This window comes from Streptomyces sp. NPDC002104, assembly GCF_053593795.1.
The window spans coordinates 43373-66282 of record NZ_JBSFDF010000047.1; the positions used below are offsets into that span (position 1 = coordinate 43373).

General features: G+C 72.5%; 16 protein-coding genes. 11 read left to right on the plus strand and 5 right to left on the minus strand.

Annotated elements, in window-relative coordinates:
- Nucleotides 1-210: 210 nt before the first annotated feature.
- The 11 genes from ACWCP2_RS30050 (at nt 211) to ACWCP2_RS30100 (ending at nt 16830) form a co-directional block, all read left to right on the plus strand.
- On the plus strand, nt 211-3834 hold the full coding sequence (locus ACWCP2_RS30050; protein ID WP_450911714.1) for a nitrate reductase subunit alpha: 3624 nt from the start codon (nt 211-213) through the stop codon (nt 3832-3834).
- A 3-nt stretch (nt 3835-3837) separates the two neighbouring features.
- Complete coding sequence (gene narH / locus ACWCP2_RS30055) at nt 3838-5367, plus strand: nitrate reductase subunit beta (protein ID WP_450911701.1); 1530 nt, start codon at nt 3838-3840, stop codon at nt 5365-5367.
- An 11-nt stretch (nt 5368-5378) separates the two neighbouring features.
- On the plus strand, nt 5379-6062 hold the full coding sequence (narJ, locus tag ACWCP2_RS30060; RefSeq protein ID WP_450911702.1) for a nitrate reductase molybdenum cofactor assembly chaperone: 684 nt from the start codon (nt 5379-5381) through the stop codon (nt 6060-6062).
- A complete protein-coding gene (gene narI / locus ACWCP2_RS30065) occupies nt 6062-6787 on the plus strand; it encodes a respiratory nitrate reductase subunit gamma (RefSeq protein WP_450911703.1) in 726 nt (241 codons plus the stop codon). Before narJ ends, narI begins: the two co-directional genes overlap by 1 nt.
- Nucleotides 6784-7998, plus strand: a complete 1215-nt coding sequence (locus ACWCP2_RS30070; protein WP_450911704.1) for a TIGR04053 family radical SAM/SPASM domain-containing protein — start codon at nt 6784-6786, stop codon at nt 7996-7998. The genes narI and ACWCP2_RS30070 overlap by 4 nt, the downstream gene beginning before the upstream one ends.
- Before the next feature lie 67 nt (nt 7999-8065).
- The gene (hemG, locus tag ACWCP2_RS30075) at nt 8066-9445 is read left to right on the plus strand and encodes a protoporphyrinogen oxidase (protein WP_450911705.1); all 1380 of its coding nucleotides are present in this window, start codon (nt 8066-8068) and stop codon (nt 9443-9445) included.
- Nucleotides 9446-9680: 235 nt separating this feature from the next.
- Complete coding sequence (gene cseB / locus ACWCP2_RS30080) at nt 9681-10352, plus strand: two-component system response regulator CseB (protein ID WP_450911715.1); 672 nt, start codon at nt 9681-9683, stop codon at nt 10350-10352.
- A 5-nt stretch (nt 10353-10357) separates the two neighbouring features.
- Nucleotides 10358-11605 carry a sensor histidine kinase gene (locus ACWCP2_RS30085; protein ID WP_450911706.1) on the plus strand — a complete coding sequence of 416 codons (1248 nt, stop codon included), beginning with the start codon at nt 10358-10360 and terminating at the stop codon, nt 11603-11605.
- 131 nt (nt 11606-11736) lie between these two features.
- Nucleotides 11737-12522: an ABC transporter ATP-binding protein gene (locus ACWCP2_RS30090; RefSeq protein ID WP_450911707.1), complete on the plus strand. Its 786-nt coding sequence runs from the start codon at nt 11737-11739 to the stop codon at nt 12520-12522.
- Nucleotides 12523-12611: 89 nt separating this feature from the next.
- Nucleotides 12612-15143: an ABC transporter permease gene (locus tag ACWCP2_RS30095; protein WP_450911708.1), complete on the plus strand. Its 2532-nt coding sequence runs from the start codon at nt 12612-12614 to the stop codon at nt 15141-15143.
- A 109-nt stretch (nt 15144-15252) separates the two neighbouring features.
- Nucleotides 15253-16830: an alpha/beta hydrolase gene (locus tag ACWCP2_RS30100; RefSeq protein ID WP_450911709.1), complete on the plus strand. Its 1578-nt coding sequence runs from the start codon at nt 15253-15255 to the stop codon at nt 16828-16830.
- 76 nt (nt 16831-16906) lie between these two features.
- Here the strand turns inward: ACWCP2_RS30100 and moeZ are convergent, their stop codons facing one another.
- The 5 genes from moeZ to ACWCP2_RS30125 all read right to left on the minus strand — a co-directional run bounded on the left by moeZ (nt 16907) and on the right by ACWCP2_RS30125 (nt 22733).
- On the minus strand, nt 16907-18085 hold the full coding sequence (gene moeZ, locus ACWCP2_RS30105) for an adenylyltransferase/sulfurtransferase MoeZ (RefSeq protein ID WP_266880979.1): 1179 nt from the start codon (nt 18083-18085) through the stop codon (nt 16907-16909).
- Nucleotides 18086-18148: 63 nt separating this feature from the next.
- Nucleotides 18149-18901: a spherulation-specific family 4 protein gene (locus ACWCP2_RS30110; protein WP_450911710.1), complete on the minus strand. Its 753-nt coding sequence runs from the start codon at nt 18899-18901 to the stop codon at nt 18149-18151.
- Nucleotides 18889-19923, minus strand: coding sequence for an NAD-dependent epimerase/dehydratase (locus ACWCP2_RS30115; RefSeq protein ID WP_450911711.1), 1035 nt, complete (start codon nt 19921-19923; stop codon nt 18889-18891). The genes ACWCP2_RS30110 and ACWCP2_RS30115 overlap by 13 nt, the downstream gene beginning before the upstream one ends.
- A 108-nt stretch (nt 19924-20031) precedes the next feature.
- Complete coding sequence (locus tag ACWCP2_RS30120) at nt 20032-20949, minus strand: hypothetical protein (protein ID WP_450911712.1); 918 nt, start codon at nt 20947-20949, stop codon at nt 20032-20034.
- Nucleotides 20946-22733 carry a DUF3492 domain-containing protein gene (locus ACWCP2_RS30125; protein ID WP_450911713.1) on the minus strand — a complete coding sequence of 596 codons (1788 nt, stop codon included), beginning with the start codon at nt 22731-22733 and terminating at the stop codon, nt 20946-20948. The genes ACWCP2_RS30120 and ACWCP2_RS30125 overlap by 4 nt, the downstream gene beginning before the upstream one ends.
- Nucleotides 22734-22910: the final 177 nt, after the last annotated feature.

Here is a 22910-nt window from a genome sequence, read left to right on the forward strand (position 1 = left end):
GCCTGTGAAAGACCGGAATTAGGTCACGCCCGTACGGGACCTTTGTCATCGGATTCGCCTCCGCGCCGGGCGTAGCGTCGTGTCTGGGTCCTCTTGTCCGGATCCCCGCACCGCCTTTTATTTCCGGCCTGGAGGGTCGCCTTGAACGAGCGCCACGTACGCGACGGACGCGACCGGCACCAGGACCGGTATCAGGACGCCGCCGAATCGCTGATCAAGGCGGGCAGCTTCTTCAGGACCGCGGAGGTCTCGGACGACCTGCGGACCGTCCACCACACCGGCGGCCGCGCCGCGGAGGCCTTCTACCGCGACCGGTGGAGCCACGACAAGGTCGTGTACTCCACCCACGGCGTGAACTGCACCGGCTCCTGCCGGTGGAAGGTCTACGTCAAGGACGGGATCATCACCTGGGAGACCCAGTCCACCGACTACCCCTCCGTGGGCCCCGACAGCCCCGAGTACGAGCCCCGCGGCTGCCCGCGCGGCGCCTCGTTCTCCTGGTACTCCTACTCCCCCACCCGGGTGCGCCACCCGTACGTGCGCGGCGCCCTGCTGGAGATGTACCGCGAGGCCAAGGCGCGCCTGGGCGACCCGGTCGAGGCCTGGGCCGACATCCAGTCCGACCCGGTCCGCCGGCGTAGGTACCAGCAGGCGCGCGGCAAGGGCGGGCTGGTGCGGGCGACGTGGGAGGAGGCGACGGAGATCGTCGCCGCCGCGCACGTGCACACGATCAAGGAGCACGGCCCGGACCGGGTCGCCGGCTTCTCGCCGATCCCGGCGATGTCGATGGCCTCGCACGCGGCCGGCGCCCGTTTCCACTCGCTCATCGGCGCGCCGATGCTGTCCTTCTACGACTGGTACGCCGATCTCCCGGTCGCCTCCCCGCAGGTGTTCGGGGACCAGACGGACGTCCCGGAGTCGGGTGACTGGTGGGACGCCGCGTACCTGATGATGTGGGGCTCGAACGTCCCCGTCACGCGCACCCCGGACGCCCACTGGATGGCCGAGGCCCGTTATCGCGGCCAGAAGGTCGTCACGGTGTCCCCGGACTACGCGGACAACACCAAATTCGCCGACGAATGGATGCATCCGCACCCCGGTACGGACGGTGCGCTGGCCCTCGCGATGGGCCATGTCATCCTCAAGGAATTCTTCGTCGAAAAGCAGACCCCCTTCTTCACGGATTACGTCCGCCAGTACACGGACCTGCCTTTCCTGGTGTCCCTCACCGAGACCGGACAGGGCCTGGTTCCGGGGAAATTCGTCACCGCCGCCGATCTCGGCCAGGAGACGGAGAACGCGCAGTGGAAGACCGTGCTGGTCGACGACGCGACCGGCGAGCCCGTCGTTCCGAACGGGTCGCTCGGCCACCGCTGGGGCAGCGACGAGAAGCCCGAGTGGAACCTCGACCTCGGTGACACCGTTCCCCGGCTGACCTTCCACGGCACCGCCGACGAGAGCGTGGAGATCGTCCTCCCCCGCTTCGAGGACGACGAGCGGGGCGGCACGATCCGCCGCGGCGTGCCCGCGAAGCGGCTGGGCGGCAAGCTGGTCACGACCGTCTTCGACCTGATGCTCGCCCAGTACGGGGTCGGCCGCGAGGGCCTGCCCGGCGTGTGGCCCACCGGCTACGAGGACGCGAGCGCCCCGGGCACCCCCGGCTGGCAGGAGTCGCTGACCTCGGTCCCGGCGGCCCAGGCGGCGCGCGTGGCCCGGGAGTTCGCGCAGACCGCCGAGCAGTCCCGCGGACGCTGCATGATCCTGATGGGCGCGGGCACCAACCACTGGTTCCACTCCGAGACCATCTACCGCTCCTTCCTGGCGCTGCTCACCCTCACCGGCTGCCAGGGCCGCAACGGCGGCGGCTGGGGCCATTACGTCGGCCAGGAGAAGTGCCGCCCGGTCACCGGCTGGGCGACGCTGGCCGCGGCCTCCGACTGGTCGCGCCCGCCGCGCCAGATGATCGGCGCGGCCTGGTTCTACCTGCACACCGACCAGTGGCGCTACGACACCCTGCCGGCGGAGGCACTCGCCTCCCCGCTGGCCAAGGGCGCCTTCGAGGGCATGACGGGCTCGGACTGCCTGGCGGCGAGCACTCGGATGGGCTGGATGCCCTCGTACCCGACCTTCGACCGCAACCCGCTGGAGCTGGGCGAGGCCGAGGACCCGGTGGCCTCCGCCGTCGAGCAGCTCAAGAGCGGCGCGCTCGGTTTCGCCGGCGAGGACCCGGACGCCCCGCACAACTGGCCGCGCGTGCTCAACGTATGGCGGGCCAACCTGCTGGGCTCCAGCTCCAAGGGCAACGAGTACTTCCTCAAGCACCTCCTGGGCACCCACTCCAACCTGCCCGAGGACGGGCCGCGCTGCACGCCGAAGGACGTGACGTACCGGGAGGAGGACGTGGAGGGCAAGCTCGACCTGCTCATGTCCATGGACTTCCGGATGACGTCCACGACGCTGCTGTCCGACGTGGTGTTCCCGGCGGCCACCTGGTACGAGAAGCACGACCTGTCCTCCACGGACATGCACCCCTTCCTGCACGCCTTCACCCCGGCCGTGGACCCGCCGTGGCAGGCCAGGTCCGATTACGACGCCTTCAAGGGGCTGGCCGAGCGGTTCGGCGAGCTCGCCGGGACCCACCTGGGCGTGCGCAAGGACCTGGTCGCCACCGCCCTGCAGCACGACACCCCGGGCGGTGAGATGGCGCAGCCCGGCGGGGTCGCGCTGGACTGGTCGAAGGGCGAGTGCGAGCCCGTACCGGGCCGGACCATGTACAACCTGGCGGTCGTGGAGCGGGACTACGGGGCGGTCGGAGAGAAGTTCGCCGCGCTCGGCCCGCTCGTCGACACGCTGGGCGTGACCACCAAGGCGGTCACCTTCGACGTGGCCGAGGAGATCACCTACCTCGGTGCGAAGAACGGCACGGTCCGCGGCGGGGTCGCCGACGGCCGTCCGCGCCTGGAGACCGCCCAGCAGGCCTGCGAGGCGATCCTCTCGCTGTCCGGCACCAGCAACGGCCGGCTGGCCACGCAGGGGTTCGAGACCCTGGAGAAGAAGGTCGGCACGCACATGGCCCACCTGGCCGCCGAGGCCGAGGGCAAGCGGATCACCTTCGCCGACACCCAGGCCCGCCCGGTCCCGGTGATCACCTCGCCCGAGTGGTCGGGCTCGGAGTCCGGCGGGCGCCGGTACACGGCCTTCACGATCAACACCGAGCACCTCAAGCCCTGGCACACCCTCACCGGCCGCCAGCACTTCTTCATCGACCACGACTGGCTGCACGAGGTCGGGGAGTCCCTCCCCGTCTACAAGCCGCCGCTGAACATGCACACCCTGTACGGGGAGCCCGAGCTCGGCACCGTGGACGAGAAGGCGAAGTCGGTGGCCGTCCGGTACCTGACCCCGCACAACAAGTGGGCGATCCACAGCCAGTACCAGGACAACCTCTACATGATGACCCTGGGCCGCGGCGGCCAGACGGTGTGGATGTCCCCGCAGGACGCCGACGCGATCGGGGTCGCCGACAACGACTGGATCGAGGCGGTCAACCGCAACGGCGTGATCACCGCCCGCGCGATCGTCTCCCACAAGATGCCGCCCGGCACGGTCTACATGAACCACGCGCAGGAGCGCACGGTCGGCGTCCCCAAGACGGAGAAGACCGGCCGCCGCGGCGGCATCCACAACTCGCTGACCCGGGTGATGCTCAAGCCCACCCACCTCATCGGCGGTTACGCCCAGCTGACCTGGGCCTTCAACTACCTCGGCCCGACCGGCAACCAGCGCGACGAGGTGACGGTCATCCGCCGCCGCGACCAGAAGGTGGAGTTCTAACAGATGCGCGTCATGGCACAGGTCGCGATGGTCATGAACCTGGACAAGTGCATCGGCTGCCACACCTGCTCGGTCACCTGCAAGCAGGCGTGGACCAACCGGCAGGGCACCGAGTACGTCTGGTTCAACAACGTCGAAACCCTCCCCGGCCAGGGTTACCCGCGCCGCTGGGAGGACCAGGAGAAGTGGAAGGGCGGCTGGGAGCGCACCCGCTCCGGCAAGCTCCGCCTCAGGGCGGGCGGCCGCCTCGCCAAGCTGGGCAAGATCTTCGCGAACCCGGACCTGCCGGAGATCGGCGACTACTACCAGCCGTGGACCTACGAGTACAAGAACCTCACCGAGGCTCCGGCGGGCGACGACATGCCCACCGCCCGGCCCGTCTCCCAGGTCACCGGCGAGCCCATCGACAAGATCGAGTGGGGTCCGAACTGGGACGACAACCTCGGCGGCGCTCCCACGCACGCCCCGCAGGACCCGATGATCGAGAAGATCCGCGACGAGGTCGGCGAGAAGATCCGCTTCGAGTTCGAGCAGAGCTTCATGTTCTACCTGCCGCGCGTCTGCGAGCACTGCCTCAACCCCGCGTGCGTCTCCTCCTGCCCCTCGGGCGCGATGTACAAGCGCGAGGAGGACGGCATCGTCCTGGTCGACCAGGACCAGTGCCGCGGCTGGCGGATGTGCGTGACCGGATGCCCGTACAAGAAGGTGTACTTCAACCACCAGACCGGCAAGGCCGAGAAGTGCACCTTCTGCTTCCCGCGCATCGAGGTCGGCATGCCGACGGTGTGCTCGGAGACCTGCGTGGGCCGGATGCGCTACCTCGGCGTGATGCTCTACGACGCCGACAAGGTGGCCGAGGCCGCCGCCGTCGAGGACGAGCACGATCTTTACCCCTCCCAGGTGGAGTGCTTCCTCGACCCCGCGGACCCGGCCGTGATCGCCGCCGCCCGCGCGGCCGGCATCACCGACGAGTGGCTCGACGCGGCCCGCAACTCCCCGGTCTACGACCTGATCGCCACCTACCAGGTCGCCCTGCCGCTCCACCCGGAGTACCGGACGATGCCGATGGTCTGGTACGTCCCGCCGCTCTCCCCGGTCGTCGAGGCGGTCGCCGCCACCGGCAGCGACGGCGAGGACGCCGGGAACCTGTTCGGCGCCATCGACGCGATGCGCATCCCCGTCGAGTACCTCGCCGCGGTGCTCACCGCAGGCGACACCGTGCCCGTGGAGGCGGTGCTGCGCCGGATGGCCGCGATGCGCGCCTACATGCGCCGCGTCAACCTGGGCGAGGAGCGCGACGAGTCGATCGCGCGGGCCGTCGGGCTGTCCGGGCAGGAGATGGAGGACATGTTCCGCCTCCTCGCCATCGCCAAGATCGAGGACCGCTTCGTGATCCCCAGCGCCGCCCGCGCGGACGCCGACGCCCTCGCCGACTCCCACCCGCTGAACGACACGGAGCAGGGCTGCCCCGTCGGCGCGCTGCCCGAGCCCCGGGTGATGCTCAATCTCGGGGACACCAGGAGGCGGCCGTGATCCGGAAACCGATGAGCGGCGATGCACTGGTGCGGCTGATCGCGGGCTGCGCACTGCAGTACCCCGGCGACCACTTCCACGACGAACTCCCGCGGCTCCGTGCGGCCCTCGCCGGGGCGCCCGCCGAACCGGCCCGACTCCTCGGGGCGTTCCTCGACGAGGCCGAGGGGCAGACCCCGATCGAGCTGTGCTCCCAGTACACCTCGACCTTCGACACCCGCAACCGGCGCTGCCTCTACCTCACCTGGTGGGTCGACGGGGACACCCGCCGGCGCGGGCTGTCCCTGGTCCGGCTGAAGCGGATCTACCGGGACTTCGGGCTGGAGTTCGCGGGCGAGGAGCTGCCCGACTTCCTGCCGGTGGCCCTCGAGTTCGCCGCCCGCGAGGAGGAGGCCGGCACCGAACTGCTGCAGGAGCACCGGGCCGGGCTGGAGCTGCTGCGCCTGGCCCTCACCGAGTCGGGGTCCCCGTACGCCGGGGTCCTTGAGGCCGTCTGCGCGACGCTGCCGGGCCCCTCCCCCGAAACCAAGGCCGAGGCGAAGGCCCTCGCGAGGAACGGGCCGCCGCAGGAGCTGGTGGGCGCGGGCTCGGCACTCGAACCCTTCGGGCCGGGCCTCGACATGCCCTGCGACCTGCCGCTCTCGGCTCCGACCGACCTTCCCTGGCCCACGACGGCCGAAAGGATGCCCGCCTGATGGACCTCCTCCTGTGGGGCGTTTTCCCGTACGTCTCGATCGCCCTGCTGATCGCGGGCACGGTGTGGCGGGGCCGGTTCGACAAGTTCGGCTGGACCACGCACTCCTCGCAGCTGCACGAGTCGCGGCTGCTGCGCATCGGCTCGCCGCTCTTCCACTTCGGCATGCTCTTCGTGGTCCTGGGCCACGTCGTGGGTCTGCTCATCCCGAAGAGCTGGACCGACGCCGTGGGCGTGAGCGACCACGCCTACCACCTGATCGCGCTGGGCACCGGCACGCTCGCGGGCGTCGCGGCCGCCGCGGGCATCGGCATCCTCGTCCACCGGCGCTTCAAGGTCCCGGCCGTGCGCCGTGCGACGCTGCGCAGCGACCACCTGATGTACTCGTTCCTGCTCGGCGCGATGGTCCTCGGTCTGACGGCCACGATGCTCAACTCGGCCGGGATGATGGACGGGTACAACTACCGCGACGGCATCTCGCTCTGGTTCCGCAGCCTGTTCACCTTCACCCCGGACTACCACCTGATGGCGGCGGCCCCGCTCGCCTTCAAGATCCACATCATCTTCGGCTTCGTCCTGTTCGCTCTGATCCCGTACTCGCGCCTGGTGCACATGTTCTCCGTGCCGGTGAAGTACCTGTTCCGGCCGTACGTGGTCTACCGCAAGCGGGACCCGAAGCAGCTCGCCAACCGCCCGAGCAAGCGCGGCTGGGAGCGGGTCTCGTGACTCCCCCCGAGGCGAACCGCCGCCCCGCCCACGCCGTCGTCCGCAGCCCCCGCCACGCGGTCGGCGACCGGCCCTTCATCGTCATCTGGGAGGCCACCCGCGCCTGCCCGCTGGCCTGTCTGCACTGCCGGGCCGAGGCGCAGACCCTGCGCCACCGCGAGGAGCTCGACGGGGCCGACGCCCGCCGGGTGATGGACCAGATCGCCGCCTTCGGCCGGCCAAGCCCGCTCTTCGTGATCACCGGCGGGGACCCCTTCCAGCGCGCCGACCTCACCGACCTCGTCGCGTACGGGACCTCGCTGGGCCTGCGCGTCGCGGTGTCCCCGTCGGGTACGCCGACGCTGACCCGGGAGAACCTCGTGGCGGTGCGGGAGGCGGGGGCCGTCGCGCTCTCGCTGTCCCTGGACGGTTCGACGGCCGGGCGGCACGACGCCTTCCGCGGGGTGCCCGGGGTCTACGACTGGACGCTGGAGGGCTGGCGGGCCGCCCGGGAGCTCGGGCTCAAGGTGCAGATCAACACCACGGTCACCCGCGACAGCCTGGAGGACCTGGCCGACATCGCGGCGCTGGTCAAACGCGAGGGCGCGATGCTCTGGTCGGGATTCGTCCTGGTCCCGACCGGGCGCGGGGAGCAGTTGGACGCGCTGACCGCCGCCGAGATCGAGGACGTCCTGCACTTCCTGTACGACTGCGGGGCGGTGATGGCCACCAAGACCACGGAGGGCCACCACTTCCGGCGGGTCGTCCTGCAGCGCACCGTCCTGGACGCGCGCGGCGAGAAGCCCGTCCTGGGCCCGCTGTACGAGCACCTCTCGGCCCGCGCCCGCGCGCTGGGCGTCTTCGACGGGGAGCACCGGGCGGTGCGCCGGCCGCCCATGGACGTCTCCTCGGGCCGCGGCTTCGTCTTCATCTCGCACACCGGCGAGGTGCACCCCAGCGGCTTCCTGCCGCTGTCGGCGGGGAACGTGAAGAACCACCCGCTGACCGCGATCTACCGGGGCTCGGCGCTCTTCACCAAGCTCCGCGACCCCTCGCTGCTGCGCGGAAAGTGCGGGGCGTGCGAGTTCAAGACGGTGTGCGGGGGGTCGCGCTCCCGGGCGTACGGCTTCACGCGCGACGTACTGGAGGCCGACCCGTACTGCGCGTACGAGCCCGGCAGCTTCCCGTATCCGGAGGACATCAGGGCTCTGGCCGAAAGCACGAGGCGCTGAACCCCTCCGCTCACATAAGTTTCATGTGGGAACATATCGACCACGGCCTCGGCCACGGGAGAACACAATGCGTTCAGTGATCGTCATCGGTGGCGGGATCAGCGGTCTGGCCGCCGCGTGGCAGTTGCGCGGCCAGGCCGACGTGACCGTCCTGGAGAGCCACGCCAAGGTCGGCGGAAAGCTCCGGACCGGCACCATCGCCGGCATCACCGTCGACGAGGGCGCCGAGTCCCTCATGGCCCTGCGCCCGGAGGCCGTGGAACTTGCCGCCGCCGTCGGCCTCGGCGAGGCCCTCTGCGATCCCGCGAAGGCCCCCACCACCATCTGGACCAACGGCGCCCTGCGCCCGCTGCCCGCCGGACACGTGATGGGCGTCCCCACCGACCCCTCCGCGCTCATCGGCACCGGACTGCTCTCCCCCGAGGGCGTGGCACGCGTCGCCGCCGAGGAGACCCTCCCGGCGACCGCGCTCACCGGGGACTGCTCGGTCACCGAGTACCTGGCCGGCCGCTTCGGCCAGGAGGCCGTGGACCGGCTGATCGAACCCATGCTGGGCGGGGTCTACGCCGGCCTCGCCGACCGGCTCTCGCTGCGTGCGGCCATGCCCCGCATCGCGGCCCTCGCGGAACAGGGCACCCCGCTCCTCCCGGCCCTGCGCCGGATGCGCGCGGCGGGCGCCCCCCGCTCGGGAGCCGTGGCCGTCCAGGGCGTCGTCGGCGGCACCGGGCGCTTCCCCGCGGCCGTCGCGGAAGCCTGCGGGGCACGCATCCTCACCGGGACGACGGCCCGCTCCCTCCAGCGGATCGCGGGCGAGCGCTGGCGCGTCCAGGCCATGACCGGCGACGGCGCGCTGACGATGGAGGCCGACGCGGTCGTCCTGGCCCTGCCCGCCTTCGCGGCGGCTGAACTGCTGCGCCCGCACTCCCCGCTCGCCGAGGCCGAACTCTCCTCGATCCCGCACGCCTCGACCGCCGTCATCACCATGGCCTTCTCCCGCGCCCAGGCCCACTTCCTCCCCCAGGGCAACGGCTTCCTCGTGCCGCCGGTCGACGGCCACACCCTGAAGGCCGCCTCCTTCCTCTCCAACAAGTGGTCCTGGCTGCACGACGCGGCCCCCGAGACCTTCGTGCTGCGCGCCTCCATCGGCCGCATCGGCGAGGACGAGCTCCTCGGCCGCCCCGACCGCCACCTGGTCCGCTCGGCCATCGCCGAGCTCCACCACGCGGTGGGCCCGATGGGTGAACCGCTGGCCACCCGCGTCACCCGCTGGGACCGGGGCCTGCCCCAGTACGGCGTCGGGCACCGCGAGCGCGTCGCCCGCATCCGCGAGGCCGCCGGGAAGCTCCCCGGCCTCGCCCTGTGCGGAGCGGCGTACGAGGGCGTGGGCGTCGCCGCCTGCGTCGCGACCGGGCGCGCGGCGGCCAGGCAGATCCTGGCCCAGCCGTAGACAGCGGCCCCGGGGCCCGGCCCTTCGTATCGGGCGGGTATCGGAGAGCGCTTGATTCCCCATCCGATCGGTGCGCGGGGCCGCGATGAAGGGAACCACGGCTTCCGCGGCCCTATCGTTCCTTACCGGTACCCGTCCCGCCCGCCGAAACGGAGTCGTCCCCGTGTCCTCCCCCACCCCGGCTCACGCCGCCCCGCGGCCCGTCCGCGTGCTGCTGGTGGAGGACGACGAGCTGATGCGGCGCTCGTTCACCGTCTCCCTGGAGCGCTACGGGTACACCGTGCGGGCCGCCGCCGACGGACTCACCGGCCTCGAATCCTTCCGCGACGAGGACTTCGACCTGCTCATCCTCGACGTGATGCTGCCCGGCCTCGACGGGATCGGCCTGTGCCGCAAGGTCCGGGAGACCAGCCTGGTCCCCGTCCTGATGATGTCGGCGCGCGGCGACGGACTGGACATCGTCGCAGGCCTGGAGGCCGGGGCGGACGACTACGTGGTCAAGCCCGTGGACACCAACGTGCTCGTGGCCCGCATCCGCTCGCTGCTGCGGCGCGCCACCTACGCCCCCGCCCCGGCGGCGGCCGGACAGCCCGCGGCCGACCCGGCGGGACCGGCCGAGGGCGAACTGCTGGCCTTCGGGGACCTGACCATCCACACCGGCGGCCTCGACGTGGCCGTCGGCGGAACCCCGGTGGCGCTGACCCCGACCGAGCTGAAGCTGCTGCTGGAGTTCGCCGCGCACCCGGGGATCGTGCTGGAGCGGCACACCCTGCTGCGCAACGTCTGGGACTACGGCTGGGACGGCGACAGCCGGGTCGTGGACCTGTGCGTGCAGCGGCTGCGCGGCAAGCTCGGCCGGGACCGGATCGAAACGGTCCGCGGTTTCGGCTACAAGCTCAGGCGCTGAGCGCGGTGACCTCCTTCGATCAGCAGCCCCGGCCCCGGGTGACCCTGCGCTGGAAGATCGCCGCGTTGGCCGCCGCCACGGCCGTCCTGGTGGCGGTGGTCGTGGGCCTCCTGGTCCACTCGTGGACCGCGGGCGACATCCGGCACCGGGCCGAACGGCAAGCCTTCAACAGCGTGACCTCGGCCATGGACGTGTACCGGCGTACAGGAACCCTCACGAGCGACGCCCAGCTCGATCCGGTCGATCTGCCCTACGCCCTGCAGAAGCCGGCCGACGGCAGGGCGAAGGTGTCCTACGGCGGGAACGTCCCCGGAACCATGGACCCCACCGTCTGGGGCGCCCAGCGGGTCGGCGGTCCCGGCAGCCCCGTGCTGGCGGTCCAGGTCACCATCCACACCGAGTTCCACGAGCTGTACCGGCTCGACCTGACCATGGCGGTGGCCTCACTGATCGCCCTCACGGTCATCACCCCCCTGGCGGCCTTCGGGGCCGGGGTGCTCGCCCGCCGGCTGAGCCGGGTCTCCGAGACCGCGGTCCGGATCTCCGCCGGCGACCTGGACGCCCGTACCGGTCCCACGCGGGGCCACGACGAGGTGTCCGACATCGCCGCCACCGTCGACCTCATGGCCGACACCCTCAGCCGGCGCCTGCGCGACGAGCGCCGGTTCACCGCCGACGTGGCCCACGAACTGCGCACGCCCGTCGGAGGCCTGCTCGTCACCGCCGACCTGCTTCCGCCGGGAGAGACCGAGGACCTGCTCCGGGCACGGGTCCGCGATCTGCGCGGCCTCGTCGAGGACCTGCTGGAGATCTCCCGGCTCGACGCGGGCGCCGAACGGGCGGTCCGCGCCCGGGTCCCGCTCGGTGCGGTCGTCGCCGACACCGTGACGCGCACCGGACTGGCCACCGAGATCGACGTCACCGGGCAGGGCGGCAGCGTGGAGACCGACCCGCGCCGCCTCGAACGGATCGTCGGCAACCTCGTCGTCAACGCCCACCGGCACGGGAAGGGCCCGGTACGGGTCACCGTCGAGGACCGCACCGTCGTCGTACGCGACCACGGCCCCGGATTCCCCCCGCACCTGCTGCGCGACGGCCCGCGCCGCTTCCAGACGGGTGCGGCGGAGCGCGGTGCGGGCCACGGCCTGGGCCTGACCATCGCGGTGGGCCAGGCCCGCGTCCTCGGCGCCGAACTCCGCTTCGCCAACGCCCCGGACGGCGGCGCCGTGGCCACCCTGCGCCTGCCGGCCTGACCGCACGGCGGCCCCTCGGCTACAGGACCGATACACACCGGAGCGGCCCCCGATACCCGGTGGCCCGGGCCCCCGATACCTCCCCCCGACACCCTTCGGAGTGCCGTACCCGCACCCGAAGAGGAGTCCCCGTGACCGCCGCCCCCCTTGCCCCGCACCCGCACCACGCGCCGACCGGCATCGCGGCCGCCGCCACCGGCCTCTCCAAGGTCTACGGCAGCGGTGACACCCGGGTCGTCGCCCTGGACGGGATCGACATCTCCTTCCGCGAGGGCGAGTTCACCGCGATCATGGGCCCCTCGGGCTGCGGCAAGTCCACCCTGATGCACTGCGCCGCCGGCCTCGACTCCTTCTCCTCCGGCTCCGTGCGCATCGGCACCACCGAACTGGGCTCCCTGAACGACGAGCAGCTCACCCGGCTGCGCCGCGACCGGATCGGCTTCATCTTCCAGGCGTTCAACCTGCTGCCGACGCTGACCGCGCTGGAGAACATCACGCTGCCGCTGACCATCGCCGGCCGCAAGCCCGACCAGCAGTGGCTGGACCACGTGGTGTCGATGACCGGACTCTCCGACCGCCTCGGCCACCGTCCCGGGCAGCTCTCCGGCGGGCAGCAGCAGCGCGTGGCGGTGGCCCGGGCCCTGGTCTCCCGCCCCGCGATCATCTTCGGCGACGAGCCCACCGGAAACCTCGACTCCCGTGCCGGGGCCGAAGTCCTGGGCTTCCTGCGCAGCTCCGTGCGCGAGCTGGGCCAGACCGTGGTCATGGTCACCCACGACCCGGTCGCCGCCGGCTACGCCGACCGCGTGGTCTTCCTCGCCGACGGACGCCTGGTCGACGAGATGCAACAGCCCACCGCGGACCGGGTCCTGGACCGGATGAAGGCCTTCGACGCCCGTTTCCGCAGTACGAGCTGACCCCGCCGCGAGCCGACCCGCCGCGCTCCCGCACCGCACCAGCCGTCCGCCCGCTCCCCCCGGGCCCGCCTCCCAGGATCCGCATCCCCATGTTCCGTACCGCCCTGCGCAACGTTCTCGCGCACAAGGCCCGCCTGCTGATGACCGTGTTCGCGGTCATGCTCGGCGTCACCTTCGTCACCGGCAGCCTCGTCTACGGCGACAGCCAGAAGCAGGCCAACACCGACCGGGCGAGCGCCGGCTACGACCGCATCTCCCTCGAAGTCTCGCCCAACGGCGGCGCGTCCGGAGCCCCGCCCGCCACCCTCGACGCCCGCACCGCGACCGCCCTGGCCGAGGTGCCCGGCGTCGCCGCCGCCGCGGGCCGGGTCGACGGCTTCGCCGCCGTCACCGACCGCGAGGGCCGGCTGCTCGGCGACAGCGCCTTCCGCAAGGGCCGCAACTTCGCCCCGGGCAAGGACGGATCGGACCCGGCCTACTCCTTCAAGGAGGGATCCGGCCCCGTCGGCGCCAAGGCCGTCGCCCTCGACGAGGGCTCCGCGGCCAAGAGCGGCTACCGCATCGGTGACACCGTGCGCGTCGGCACGAGCACGGGCGCCGAGCCCTACCAGCTCAGCGGCATCTTCCGCACCGACGCCTCGAAGCTCCCTCCCGGCGGCAGTCTCGTCCTGTTCGACAACGCCACCGCCCAGCAGCTGTACCTCCAGCCCGGCCACTACTCCGCCATCGAGATCACCGCCGTACCCGGCACCGACCTGACGCAGCTCCTCAGCAAGGTCGAAGCGGTGATCCCCAAGGACTCCACCGCGGTGACCGGCGCACAACTCGCCCGGCTCCAGGCGAACATGGCCTCCGGCGACAGCGACACCATGAGCCAGATCATGCTGGGGTTCGCGGCGGTCGCCCTGTTCGTGGCCACCTTCCTCATCTCCAACACCTTCACCATGCTGGTCGCCCGGCGCACCCGGGAGCTGGCCCTGATGCGGGCCATCGGCGCCACCCGCAAGCAGGTCCGCCGGATCCTGCTGACCGAGTCCGTCCTCGTCGGCCTGATCGCCTCCGTGGCCGGCATCCTGGCCGGCACCGGGGTCGCCGCCCTGCTCCAGATCCTCTTCCCCTCCGCCGACAGCACGGACGCCCCCCTGGTCCTCGCCCCGTCCACGGTGGTCATCGCGCTCGCGATCGGCACCGTCCTGCCCGTGCTCGCCGCCTGGATGCCGGTGCGCCGCGCCATGGCCATCCCGCCCGTCGCCGCCCTCGGCGCCGCCGAGCACGCCGGGCCCGCCCGCATCGGCTCCCTGCGCACCGGAATCGGCGCCGCGATGGCGCTCACCGGAGTGATCGCGGCCCTGTACGGAGGCCTCACCACCGGCGAGGACGCCCGGGCGGTCATCGGCCTCGGCGCGGCCCTCGCCCTGACGGGCACGATCGTCCTCATCCCGCTCCTGTCCCAGCCGTTCACCGCCCTGGTCCGTCCGGTCGTGGTCCGCTTCAGCCCGGTGCACGGCGACCTCGCCGCCCGCAACACGGTGCGCGACCCCCGGCGTACCGGCGCCACCGCCTCGGCGCTCGCCATCGCCCTCGCGCTGGCCTCGGGCCTGTCCGTGCTCGGCGCCTCCGCCACCCAGTACCTCGACAGCGCGACCAACCACGACATCCTCGCCGACTACCTGGTGCAGAGCACCCAGGGGGCGCAGCGGATGACCCCGGCCACCGCCGAACCCCTCAAGAAGCTGCCCGGCGCCACCTTCAGCCCCCTCAACCAGTCCACCGAGTACCAGGTGGGCGGTGTCCGCTCCGTCCTGACCGGCGTCGACCCCGCCGCCATCGGGCGCCTGGCGCGCTACGACGTGACCGAGGGCTCACTCGACGGCCTCGGCCAGGGCAAGATCGCCGTCGCCGACTACAAGGCGAAGGCCAACGGCTGGAAGGTCGGCCAGAAGCTCCCGGTGAAGCGGCAGGACAAGCAGGGCGAGGTCACCATCGGCGCGATCTACCACGCGGACGAGCAGAGCAAGGTCCTGCCCAGCATCACCGCACCCGACACGCTCGTCGCCCGGTACGACCCCACGCCGAGCACCGATGCGATCCTCGTGGCCACCGCGGGCGGACCCGGCCGGGCCCAGCTCGCAAGCGTGGGCAAGGCGCTCGGCGACAACCCCTCCCTGTCGGTCCTCGACAAGGAGGGCATCCGGAACGAGGACAGCAGCGGCATCGGAAACCAGCTCAACATCTTCTACGCCCTGCTCAGCATGGCCCTGGTGATCGCCGCCCTGGGCATCGCCAACACCCTGGCGATGTCCGTGCTCGAACGCCGCAAGGAGATCGGCACGCTCCGCGCCCTCGGCCTGGACCGCACCGGGGTGACCCGCATGATCCGCATCGAGGCCCTCCTCGTCGGAGCCCTCGGCGCGACCGCCGGCACCGTGATGGGCGTCTTCACGGGCTGGGCCCTCGGCAACACCCTCCAGGAGAGCGTCGCCGGATACGCCCTGGTCATCCCCTGGGGACAGCTGGGCCTCGGGGTGCTGCTCGCCCTGGGCGGCGCCCTGCTCGCCTCCCTGTGGCCGGCCCGCCGGGCCGCCGGCGTCGACATCCCCGCCGCCACGGCCGCCCAGTGACCGCTCGCGCGTGACCGAGAGGGCGTGAGCGAGCGTGCGCCCCACCCCCGCGTAACCCGGATGGGTCAGCGCGGGGGCGGGGCGCGCGACACGCGCACAGGATGAAGACATGCCCACACACGCCTTGCGGGTCGCCGCTGCCGCCGCCACTGCCGCCGCACTGCTCGTCACCAGTGCCTGTTCCGACGGCGGGGACAACGAGAAGAGGGGCAAGGACGGCGCCGCCCAGGGCATCAAGAAGCCCAAGTGGGGCGAGTGCCAGGCCCCCACCCCCGCCGAGGGGGTCGGCCAGGTCCCCGGCAAGGACTGGGAGTGCGCCGTCCTCGACGTCCCCCTCGACTACGCCGAGCCGGAAGGGGAGACGATCCCGCTGGCCCTGATCCGTGCGAAGGCCCGGGACAAGAGCAAGCGGCTCGGCTCGCTCGTCTTCAACTTCGGCGGCCCCGGCGGCTCCGGCATCAGCACCCTGCCCGGCGCGGCCAAGGACTACGGGGCCCTGCGCGAGCGGTACGACCTCGTCAGCTTCGACCCGCGCGGGGTCGGCCGCAGCGCGCCCGTGCTGTGCGAGGACGACAAGCAGCTGGACGCGTACTACGCCGCCGACTCCAGCCCCTCCACGCCGGAGGAGGAGAAGCAGTTCCTCGCCACCTCCAAGAAGTACAAGGAGGCCTGCGAGGCGAAGTCCGGCAAGGTGCTGCCGCACGTCGGCACAGAGAACGCGGCCCGCGACCTGGACCGGATCCGCCAGGCCCTCGGCGACGAGAAGCTGAACTACTTCGGCATCTCCTACGGCACCGAGCTCGGCGGGGTCTACGCCCACCTCTTCCCCAAGAACGTCGGCCGGGCCGTCTTCGACGCCGTGGTCGACCCGACCAAGAACTCCGAGGAGGGCGCCCTCGGCCAGGCCAAGGGCTTCCAGCTCGCGCTCGGCAACTTCGCCCAGGACTGCGTGGACCGCGGCGATGCCTGCCAGCTGCAGGGCAGCACCGCCAAGGAGATCGAGGCGAACATCATCAAGCTCCAGAAGGAGCTGGCGGTCAAGCCCATCCCCGGCTCCGGCGACCGGATGCTCACGGAGGACGCCGCGACCAACGGCATCGCCTTCGCCCTGTACTCCAAGGAGGCCTGGCCGCTGCTGGAACAGGGGCTGGACGAGGCCGACGGCGGCCAGGGGCAGTTGCTGCTCGCCATGTCCGACGCGCTGAACGGCCGCGACCCGAAGGGCACGTACAGCAACATCGGATCGGCCAACACGGCCATCAGCTGCGCCGATTCCAAGGACCGCTACACCCTCGCCCAGACCAAGGCGAAGCTGCCGGAGTTCCGTGCCGCCTCGCCCGTCTTCGGGGACTTCCTCGGCTGGGCCATGATGAGCTGCACCGACTGGCCCGTCGCCGGCGCGTGGAACACCCCGGACGTCTCGGCCCCCGGCTCGGCGCCGATCCTGGTAATCGGCAACACCGGTGACCCGGCGACCCCGTACGAGGGCGCCCGCAAGATGGTGGAGCGGCTCGGCCCCGGCGTCGGCGTGGAGCTCACCTTCAAGGGCGAGGGGCACGGCGCCTACAACAGCGGCGACCCCTGCGTGCAGCAGGCCGTGAACTCCTACCTGCTCGACGGGAAGGTGCCCGGCGCGAACACGGTCTGCACCGCCTCGAAGTCCCCGGCGCCGACCGCGCCCGTCTAGGCCCCGCTCCAGGGACCGGAACACACCGGAGGGGCCGTACCCCGCGCGAGCGAGGTACGGCCCCTCCTTGTGACTTCTAGTAGACCGGCTTCTCGGGCTCGATCTGGTGGACCCAGCCGATGACGCCGCCGCCGACGTGGACCGCGTCCGCGAAGCCCGCGGACTTCAGGACCGCGAGGACTTCCGCACTGCGGACACCCGTCTTGCAGTGCAAGACGATGCGCTTGTCCTGCGGCAGGTCCTGGAGGGCGGTGCCCATCAGGAACTCGCCCTTGGGGATCAGCTTCGCGCCGGGGATCGAGACGATCTCGTACTCGTTGATCTCGCGGACGTCGATGATCTCGATCGGCTCGTCGTTGTCGATCCACTCCTTGAGCTGCTTGGGAGTGATCGTCGAGCCGAGCGCGGCCTCCTGGGCCTCCTCCGACACGACGCCGCAGAAGGCCTCGTAGTCGATGAGCTCGGTGACGGTCGCGTTCGGACCGCAGACCGCGCAGTCGGGGTCCTTGCGGACCTTGACCTGGCGGTACTGCATCTCCAGGGCGTCGTAGATCATCAGCCGGCCGACCAGCGACTCGCCGACGCCCGTGAGGACCTTGATGGCCTCGGTGACCTGGATGGACCCGATGGACGCGCAGAGCACGCCCAGCACGCCGCCCTCGGCGCAGCTCGGGACCATGCCCGGCGGGGGCGGCTCCGGGTAGAGGCAGCGGTAGCACGGGCCGTGCTCGGACCAGAAGACCGAGGCCTGGCCGTCGAAGCGGTAGATCGAGCCCCACACGTACGGCTTGTTCAGCAGCACGCAGGCGTCGTTCACGAGGTAGCGCGTGGCGAAGTTGTCCGTGCCGTCGACGATGAGGTCGTACTGGCTGAAGATCTCCATCACGTTGTCGGCTTCGAGCCGCTCTTCGTGGAGGACCACGTTCACGTACGGGTTGATGCCCAGCACGCTGTCGCGGGCCGACTCGGCCTTGGAACGGCCGATGTCCGCCTGGCTGTGGATGATCTGGCGCTGGAGGTTCGACTCGTCGACCTCGTCGAACTCCACGATGCCCAGCGTGCCGACACCGGCCGCGGCCAGGTACATGAGGGCGGGCGAGCCGAGGCCGCCCGCGCCCACGGCCAGCACCTTGGCGTTCTTCAGGCGCTTCTGGCCGTCCATCCCCACGTCGGGGATGATCAGGTGGCGGGAGTACCGACGGACCTCGTCAACGGTGAGCTCAGCAGCTGGCTCTACCAGGGGTGGCAGCGACACGGGGACTCCGTAGATGATTAAGTCTTAACGGTGGTTCTTCCCGTAACACTGCCACGCCCTCCTTCATTCCGAGACACCCGGTCCGATCCGCGAGACGATTTCGTCCCAGTACCCGGGCATCGACGCCCAGGGATCCCGGTCCGCGGCCCCGCGCCGGTCGGTGAACCAGATGGTCCCCGCGCCCTGCCAGCGGGCGATGCGCAGAGCCTCCTCCAGGTGCGTGCGCGGTACTCCGTGCACGAGGTGGCAGAACGTCTCCGGCGGATGGTCCGCCGTCCACTCCGCCACCTGCGACCAGCGGTAGTCGGCCCAGGTCCCGGAGAAGGTGACCAGCTGGTCGGCGGTCTCCGTGTACCCCTCGCAGGGGTGGGTGCCGTGTCCGAGGACGATCCGCAGGCCGTCGCCGAGTCCCCGCAGGGTGTCCGTGACCCGGCGCACGGAGGCCAGTTCCGCCTTTCCGGCCGGGGCGTCCGCGAGGTAGAAGCCGTCGGCCCCGTACCAGTCGCGGAAGCGGTGGGCGTCGGAGACGAGCTCCCCGAAGGACCGCTCCCCGTTCCGCAGGGCGAGATGCCCGAGGACCGCGCCGCCCGCGTGGTGGAGCTTGGCGGCGGCCTCGGTGCAGTGGGGGTCGGGCCGGCCGCCCGGCCCGTCCGTGACGTTGAGGACGGCCCAGTGCAGCGGGGTGCCGGGCCGGGTCAGCTCGCCCCACTCCACCGGCGCGAGCAGCGGATGCGCGTACCCCGGCACTCCCAAGCCGAGCCGGCCCGCCTCGGTGGCCGCCTGGCCGGCGGCCGGCGGGGTGGTCAGATGCGGCACGCCGCCTCCATCCAGATGTCCGCGAGGGACTCCTCCAGGTTGATGCGGGGCCGCCAGCCGAGCCGGTCGCGGGCGGTGCGGACGTCCGCCTGCTGCCAGGCTCCGCAGCCGTCCGGGTAGGGGTACGGGGGCTGGGCCGTCGCGGCGGCGAGCTGCTCGGCCGTGGCCTCGGAGCGCGGGGAGCCGATGGCGGCGAGCCCGGCGGGCCGGCCGGGGTGGCCGTGCGCCTGCGGGTGCTGGGCGTGCTGTCCGTGCTGTCCGTGCTGCGGTACGTCGATCTCGTGCAGCGAGCCTCCGTACCCGGCGACCCGGGCCAGGACGGCGGCCGCGTCGCGCAGCCGGACCGCGCGGCCGGTGCCGATGTTGACGACGCCCTGGGCCGCGGAGAGCGAGGCGGCGTGCACCGCCCGCGCCACGTCCCGTACGTCGACGAAGTCGCGCTGGACGCCGAGTCCGCTGAGCTTGAGCTCGCCGTCCCCGGACTGCATCGCGCGCCGCATGGCCTCGGCGAGCCGGCCGAGGGGGGATCCGGCGGGGGTGCCGGGGCCGACGGGCGAGAAGACCCGCAGCACGACGGCGTCGAGCCCGGAGCCGAGCACGAGCTCGGTGGCGGCCAGTTTGCTGACTCCGTAGGGCCCTCCCGGTCTGGGCACGGCGTCCTCGGCCGTGGACGACCCGGGCTGGCTGGGCCCGTACTCGGCGGCGCAGCCGAGCTGGACGAGCCGGGCGCCGCAGCCGCTGCGGCGCAGCGATTCGCAGATCGTGGCGACGGCGACCGTGTTGTGCCGGGTGAGCTCGCGCGCACCGCCCCGGGTGGCTCCCGCGCAGTTGATGACGACGCCCGGGTGGACGGCGTCGAGGAACCGGGTGAGCGCGCCGGGGCTGCCGGTGGCGAGGTCGAAGCGGACGTCGGCGTCGTCGCCGCGGCCGAGCGCGGTGAGCTGGACCGCGGGGTCGGCGAGCAGCCGGTCCGCGACGTAACGCCCGAGGTATCCGTTGGCTCCGATCAGCAACACCCTCATCGCGCGGCCCCTTGGTTGGTTGGCTGGCCGGTCATGTCCTGTGTCTCCTTGCTGGATGGGTGGATCGGGGTAGGGGGTACGGCGCTTCGGTGTCTGCTTCCGAAGGTTTCATGGCCGCTGCGCGTGCGCGGAGGCCCGCGACAGCGCGAGGACGGCGGGTACGAGCACTCCCACCGCGGCGGCGAACGGCGCCGCCGGGACCGGGAGCAGGGCCAGTACGAGGGCCAGGGCCGCCGCGAGGGCTCCGCGGGGGGCTCCGTGCCCGAGCAGCAGCCGGGTCAGGAGGAGCAGCACCGCGAGCGGTACGGCCACCGCCAGGGGGGTCCCGGCCAGGGCGGCCGCCCCCGCGGCGGCCGCGGCGTACAGCGCGAGCGTCCCGAGGAGCAGCGGTCTCACCCCGTCGGCGAAGTCCTCCAGGGCCCGGCTCCCGGCGAGCCGGCGCCGGGCACGGGCTGCGAAGACCGCACCGGCGAGGTGTCCGGGGGCGACGGCCACGGCCAGCGCGATGCCGAGCGGGGTGCCGTGGCGGTGGACGGCCCAGCCGAGGGCGGCGGCGGCCAGCAGGTACACGGCGGCGGGGTACCGGCCCCCGGCGGCCCGGCCGGGCCGTCCGAGCGCGGCGACGGTGACGAGCACCGCGAGGGCTCCGGCCCAGGGCACCCCGGCGGCGGCCGCGCCGAGGGCGAGGGTCGCGGGCAGCAGCGCGTAGCCGAAGCCCCGTACCGCCCTGGCGCGGACCGGGATCCCGGCGGGCGGCTCGGGCGGGGTTCCGTCGCGGGGGGTCCGGGCGTAGAGCTCCTCCGCGAGGGAGAAGACGTCCCGGTGGCGGAACCGGGCGGCGGTGCGGTCGGTGATGCCGTGCGCCTCCAGCCCGGCGGCGATCTCCAGCGGGTCGACGGCGTGCTCGCAGAGCTCCCGGTGGCGGTGGAGCAGCGCCTTGACGGGATCCCCGCCGGGGCGGGCCCTGCGGGGCGGGGGCGGGGTCGGGTCCATGGGAGGGATGGCTTCGTCCAGGGGCACGGTCACGCGGAGGCCTCCGAAGCGGCGGTGTGCGCGGCCCGCGCGGAGGGCACCATGACGGGGTCCGCGCCGGGGGCCGCAGACGTGTCGGCCTCCGGGCCGGCGGCGGGCCGCACGGCGCCGGCCTGCGCGTCGGCCCCGGCCCCGGCGGGCGGGGTGGCCGGCGCCTCCTCCGAGGGGGCCGGCGGGGTGCCGGGTCCGGGGTGGGGGGTGGCCCAGGTGGGGGTGGCCCAGTGGCCCGGGACGCGGGCCTCGGGCGGGTGCTCGAAGGGGACCCCGGCGTCGTCGGTGCGGGCCGGGCCGTGGGCCAGCAGCCGCAGGTAGGAGTCCTCGAAGGCGGCGACGTTCTGCTCGACGGTGAAGAGTTCCAGGGCCCGCGCCCGGGCGGCCGAGCCTAGCCGCTGGGCCCGTTCGGGGTCCCGCAGCAGCGTGATGCAGGCCTCGGCGAGCGCGCGCGGATTGCGCGGCGGCACCACGAGCCCGGTCCCGCCGATCACCTCGACGACGGCGCCGACGTCGGTGGACACCGTGGCGCGGCCGCAGAACATCGCCTCGGCCAGGGTGATGGGGAAACCCTCGATCACGGAGGACAGCACCACCACCCGCCCGGAGCCGTACGCGGCGGCCGGTGACGGCACTTCGGGTCCGCCGATCTCCTCGAAGGTGACCGGGTTCTCGCCGACCGCGTGCGCGTCGGCGGCCTCGTCGGGGAAGAGCTGAGCGGCGAGCGAGCGGCAGTCGGCCAGGTAGCCGTGGCCCACCGCGTGGTTCTCCGCCCCGGCGGCGGTCGTGAAGATCCGCAGCCGTGCGCGCGGTTCGGCCCTGCGCACCTCGGAGAAGGCGTGCAGCAGCGCGATCAGGTCCTTGGCGGGGTCCACCCGGCCGACCCAGACGAGCGTGTGCGGGTCCCCGCACTCCGGGTCCTCGCCCACCGCGGCGAATCGGTCCGCCTCCATCCCCGGGTAGACCGTGCGCAGCCGCTCGCGGGAGGCCCCGCAGCGTTCCTGCCAGCGCCGGGCGTGCGCGTTGCCGGGGGTGAGCAGGTCGGCCTGGGCGTAGATCTCGCCGGCCAGCCGGGTGTGGAACGCCGCGAGCAGGGCCCGTACGGCCGGCCGTTCGTCCCGTGCGGACTGCTCCAGATAGTGGGCCCGGAGCTGGACCCCGTACTCGGTGACCAGGAGCGGCACGCCGAAGAAGCGTTTGGCCAGGAGCCCGGGGAGCGCCGCCACCCCGCCCGCGGCCGCGTGGCAGACGTCGACCTCGCGCAGGTCCTCGTACCAGTCCAGGGACAACGGCCGCAGCATCCGCTCCAGTTCGTCCACGAACTCCAGCAGGTCCGCGACCTGCGCCCGCTGCACCTCCCTGCTCGCCTCCGGGGCGCGGCAGGCGGATTCCACGGCCCGTACGGCCGTCTCGGAGCGCAGCGCGGCGTACAGCCCGCCCTGTTCCGAGGCGAGGGCGGCCAGCCCGTACAGCCCGTCGGCGAACCGCACGGGGTCGGCTCCGCAGATCCCGCGGACCAGTTCCGTGAAGGCGGCGGCGAAGCGGCGGCGCTCGCGGCGCCGGTAGCTGCGCCCGTCGTCGGCCGGCGCCCACAGCGGGGCGGTCCGCACCCGGGTGACGTGGGAGGGCAGCGGCACCCGGCCGCGCTCCTCCTGTTCGGCGCTGCGGCTCAGGGCGTAGAGCTCGAACTCGTGCTGGGGAAGCCCGCGCACGAGCCGGTCGCACCACAGCCTCGCTTCCCCCGTGGCATACGGATAACCACCTTCCGTGAGCAGTCCGATCCGCACGAGTGGCACCCCCGATCTCCCGTTTCAGGCGGTCTCCGTCGGTCCGGCGACCCGCCGGATACGAACTCAAGCGGATATGCCGAAGGCGGGAGGGGCCGTTGTGCGGGGCGCCCCCGGAAGGGGGTTAATGTGGTTAAATTTCCGTAACGGTAGCGGTGGAGGACGCGTAGAACAAAT

What these genes read in the sequence shown, in the direction of transcription:
- narH (WP_450911701.1), top strand. Translation starts at nt 3,838, where the DNA reads ATGCGCGTCATGGCACAGGTCGCGATGGTCATGAACCTGGACAAGTGC.
- narJ (WP_450911702.1), top strand. Translation starts at nt 5,379, where the DNA reads ATGAGCGGCGATGCACTGGTGCGGCTGATCGCGGGCTGCGCACTGCAG.
- narI (WP_450911703.1), top strand. Translation starts at nt 6,062, where the DNA reads ATGGACCTCCTCCTGTGGGGCGTTTTCCCGTACGTCTCGATCGCCCTG.
- hemG (WP_450911705.1), top strand. Translation starts at nt 8,066, where the DNA reads ATGCGTTCAGTGATCGTCATCGGTGGCGGGATCAGCGGTCTGGCCGCC.
- cseB (WP_450911715.1), top strand. Translation starts at nt 9,681, where the DNA reads ATGCGGCGCTCGTTCACCGTCTCCCTGGAGCGCTACGGGTACACCGTG.
- ACWCP2_RS30095 (WP_450911708.1), top strand. Translation starts at nt 12,612, where the DNA reads ATGTTCCGTACCGCCCTGCGCAACGTTCTCGCGCACAAGGCCCGCCTG.
- ACWCP2_RS30100 (WP_450911709.1), top strand. Translation starts at nt 15,253, where the DNA reads ATGCCCACACACGCCTTGCGGGTCGCCGCTGCCGCCGCCACTGCCGCC.
- ACWCP2_RS30115 (WP_450911711.1), bottom strand. Translation starts at nt 19,923, where the DNA reads ATGAGGGTGTTGCTGATCGGAGCCAACGGATACCTCGGGCGTTACGTC.